Source organism: Sphingopyxis sp. (assembly GCF_036402335.1).
GTDB lineage: Bacteria > Pseudomonadota > Alphaproteobacteria > Sphingomonadales > Sphingomonadaceae > Sphingopyxis.
Genome location: NZ_DASWTD010000049.1, coordinates 1 through 3,485, shown reverse-complemented (window position 1 = coordinate 3,485; position 3,485 = coordinate 1). Strand labels below are relative to the sequence as shown.

The 3,485-nt window shown below is 68.1% G+C and carries 3 protein-coding genes and 1 pseudogene; 2 read left to right on the top strand and 2 right to left on the bottom strand.

Going from position 1 to position 3,485, the window contains the following annotated elements:
- The coding region (locus VGD20_RS01425; protein WP_331132746.1) for an asparaginase domain-containing protein at positions 1-234 on the top strand (234 nt) is incomplete at its 5' end.
- Between the two features lie 83 nt (positions 235-317).
- Here VGD20_RS01425 and VGD20_RS01420 read toward each other — a convergent pair.
- Positions 318-1,946: an alkaline phosphatase D family protein gene (locus VGD20_RS01420; RefSeq protein WP_331132745.1), complete on the bottom strand. Its 1,629-nt coding sequence runs from the start codon at positions 1,944-1,946 to the stop codon at positions 318-320.
- Between the two features lie 54 nt (positions 1,947-2,000).
- Positions 2,001-3,137 (bottom strand): DUF3667 domain-containing protein, encoded by a 1,137-nt coding sequence (locus tag VGD20_RS01415; protein WP_331132744.1) that lies wholly within the window; start codon positions 3,135-3,137, stop codon positions 2,001-2,003.
- A gap of 79 nt (positions 3,138-3,216) precedes the next feature.
- Between VGD20_RS01415 and proA the strand changes: the two are divergent.
- A pseudogene (gene proA, locus VGD20_RS01410) lies at positions 3,217-3,485 on the top strand (gamma-glutamyl-phosphate reductase); the annotation flags it as partial.

Sequence of the window (3,485 nt, the reverse complement as noted above, 5' to 3'; positions counted from 1 at the left end):
ACCGATACCGCCCGCGCGCTGGCGGGGGTGGCGGCCACCGGCAAGACGGTGGTGCTGGTGGGCGCGCTGGCGCCCGCGCGCTTCGCGGAGAGCGACGCGACGTTCAACCTGGGGCTGGCCGTGGCCACCGCGCAGGTCGCCGCGCCGGGCGTGTGGATCGCGATGAACGGCACCGTGTTCGACGGCGCGAAGGTGCGCAAGGATCGGTCGATCAACAGCTTCGTCGCTGCCTGAGGGGCGCGACGGAACGACGTCCGGGGGGCGACGAGGGTGAGTGAAAGGGGCGGCGGCGGATCGACGTCCGCCGCCCCCTCCGCCTACGCCGCGCTCATCACCCGGCGGTTGCGCAGCACCTGCGTGCTGTGCCCGATGGACGCGGCGGCGCGGCGTTCCTTGATCGTGTCGACGAACAGCCAGTCGTTGCTGACCCGTTCCGGGGTGATCGTCATCGCCATATAGCCGCGGCGCGACGTGTCGCACCATTTCAGCTCGGGATTGGCGGCGACCATCGCGCGCGCGACATCGGCCGGATCGCGCTTCACCGCCGATTCGTAGCCGGGCGAGGTGACCGCATGGCCCGCGAACTCGACGCCCGCTGGGCGCCCGTCCTGCGCCAGGTCGAACGCCCAGGCATTGTGGCTGTCGCCCGACAGGGTGACAAGGTCGGCGTCGGCGCGCTGCGCCGCGGCGAGCAGGCGCGAGCGCGCGGCGGGATAGCCGTCCCACGCATCGAAATTGAACGGCAGTCCCGCCTTGGCCGCGAGCAGCGATGTTTCGACGCGGCGGCGGACATAGTCGGGCTGGTTCGCACCGAACCAGTCCTTCGTCTCGGGCGGGGTGAAGAGGCTGCCCATCACGACCTGTTGCGCGCAGACCTGCCAGCGCGTTCCCGCCTTCGTCGACCTGGCGAAGCCGTCGAACAGCCATTTTTCCTGGTCCGCGCCCATCATCTGGCGCGCCGGATCGCGGTACGCGCCCTCGGCGAATTGCTTGAGCTTCGTTGCCGCATCGCCGCCGCCCGCAACGATCTCGTCGACCTCGAATTGCTTGTCGCGGCCGGTGACACGCGTTTCCGGAAGGAAGATCGTCGCGAGGTCGCCGACCTGATAGTCGCGCCAACGGGTATCGGCGACCGGCATCCATTCGCGATAGGCGCGCTCGGCCGCCGCGGCGCGGTCGGGCCATGCGCCCTCACCTTCGTTGTGATTCTCCGCGCCGCCCTTCCATGTGTCGTTGGTGAACTCGTGATCGTCCCACTGCGCGATCATCGGGAACAACTGGTGCAGCCGCTGAAGGTCGGGATCGCTGCGATAGGCGGCATAGCGGAGGCGGTAATCAGCGAGCGCCACGATCTCGTGCGCGGGCTGGATATCGCGGCCTGGCACCGCCTGCTTGATCGAGGGATAATCGCCGACCGGATATTCGTAGAGATAGTCGCCGACGTGGGCGACGAGGTCGATATCGTTGCGGGCGGCGGCATGGGCATAGGCGTTGAACCAGCCGAACGGCAGGTTCGAACAGGAGAAGAGCGCGATGGTGAAGGCGCTCGTCGGCCCGGCGGGCAGCGTGCGCGTGCGGCCGGTGACCGATTTCGTGCCGTCGGGGGCGACGAAGCGGTAGAAATACCAGCGGCCGGGTTCGAGGCCATCGACGACAAGCCTGGCGGTGTGATCGCGTTCGCCCTTTGCGGTGACGCTGCCGCCGCCCACGATCTTCGCGAAATCGGGGGTCCCGGACAGCTCGACGGTCAGCATGCTGTCGCTCGCGGCGGCATAGCGCGTCCACAGCAGCACCGAATTGGCGCCGGGCTCGCCGCTCGCGACGCCATGGGTAAAGCCCTGCGCCATCGCGGCGGCCGCCGCCCCGGGCAGCGACAGCGCCGCAAGCCCCGCCGTGCCGAGCTTGATGAGCAAACGACGATCGATTTCGTTCCACAGCTGATGCATCGCATATCCTCCCGCGTCGCCGGGTCTGTGGCCCGTCTTTGTTACAGCTTCGCGCTAGCCGCTGATCCCGACCGCGAGCAGCAGCAGCATGAACCAGATCACCGCAAACAGGCTGAAGAAGAGCAGCAGCGTCGCGCGCACCAGCGATCCGAACCGCGATGAGCGATAGGCGCCGCGCAGCTGGCGGTACATGTGGAACGGGACGTAGAGCATCGCGAAGAAGGTCGCGAGATCGCCGAAAATCGTCAGGTTGAGCAGCCGCACCACGATGAACAACAGCAGCATGAACGAGATCGAATAGGTGACGAAGACGAAATGATCGTATGTGTGGAAGCGCCGGCTGAACGGAAAGAGCAGCCACATGAAAGGCAGCGACAGCGGGATCAGCGCCCAGGCGAATTTATAGGCGTTCGCCTGCAACTTATAGAGAACGAGCTGCGGGTTCGCGAACGCCTTCTGCAGCCCATGGTCGATGAAGGGGACGCCGGTATCGATCTTGTTGCGCGAGATGAAATCGGCGCTCGTCGTCACCTGTTTGACCGGATCGTCGAGCACCGGCGGCCCCGCGGCGCGATCGGCGGCGCGCTCGCTCTTGCTGCGACTGCGCGCGACCCCGAGATAGTCGGCGCTCTTCTGGAGCACATCGCGCTCGGTCTCGAGTTCGCGCCGGTCGGTCGCGGACAGGCCGTCCTTCGCCAGTTCGCCGTCGATCCGGTCCACCTCGGCCTGCATGCTGTCCTTGATCGCCGTCGTGCGCGTCTGTTCGGCTGCCGCCTTGTTCAGCCCCTCGCCCAAGCCGCCACCGCTGCCGACCATCGCGAGCACCGCGTAGGTCAGGAAGACCGCGAACAGGAACAGCGCGAGCGGCGAGATGAAGCGCGCCCGCTCGCCGTGGATATAGCGGCGCGTCAGGTCGCCCGGCCGCCACGTCAGCAGCGGCAGCGTGTTCCAGATCTTGCCCTCGAAATGGAAGATCGCGTGGACAAGGTCGTGACCGATCGCGCCGAAGCTGCGGTGCACGTCGGCGCGCTGGCCGCAATGATGGCAGTGCGACCCCGCAAGGCTGGTGCCGCAGTTGAGGCAGCGTAGCGGCGCATCGCCGTGCGCCGGACCGCCGTGCCGCGATTCGACCGCATGCGCGGCAAGACCCGCCGTGACCGCACCGCCGATAGCCTCGATATCCCCTGTCATGGCGCCCTGCCTAAAGCCGCGCGCGGCACCGCGCAACGGGGCTTTCGAGAGTGACGCGAAACATGATAGTGGCCGCACCATGAACGCCGAAGTCCTGTCCGTCCCGCCGATGCCCGGCGATGCCGCCGCCTTGGTCGCCGACATGGGCGCGCGCGCGCGCGCCGCGGCCAAGGCGCTGGCGCTCACCCCGACCGCGGACAAGGCAGCGGCGCTGGTCGCAGCGGCGGCGGCGATCCGCGCGCGCGCCGCCGACATCCTCGTCGCCAATGCCGAGGACATGGCCGCCGGGCAAAAGAGCGGCCTGTCGGGCGCAATGCTCGACCGGCTGCGGCTCGACGAGGGTCGCCT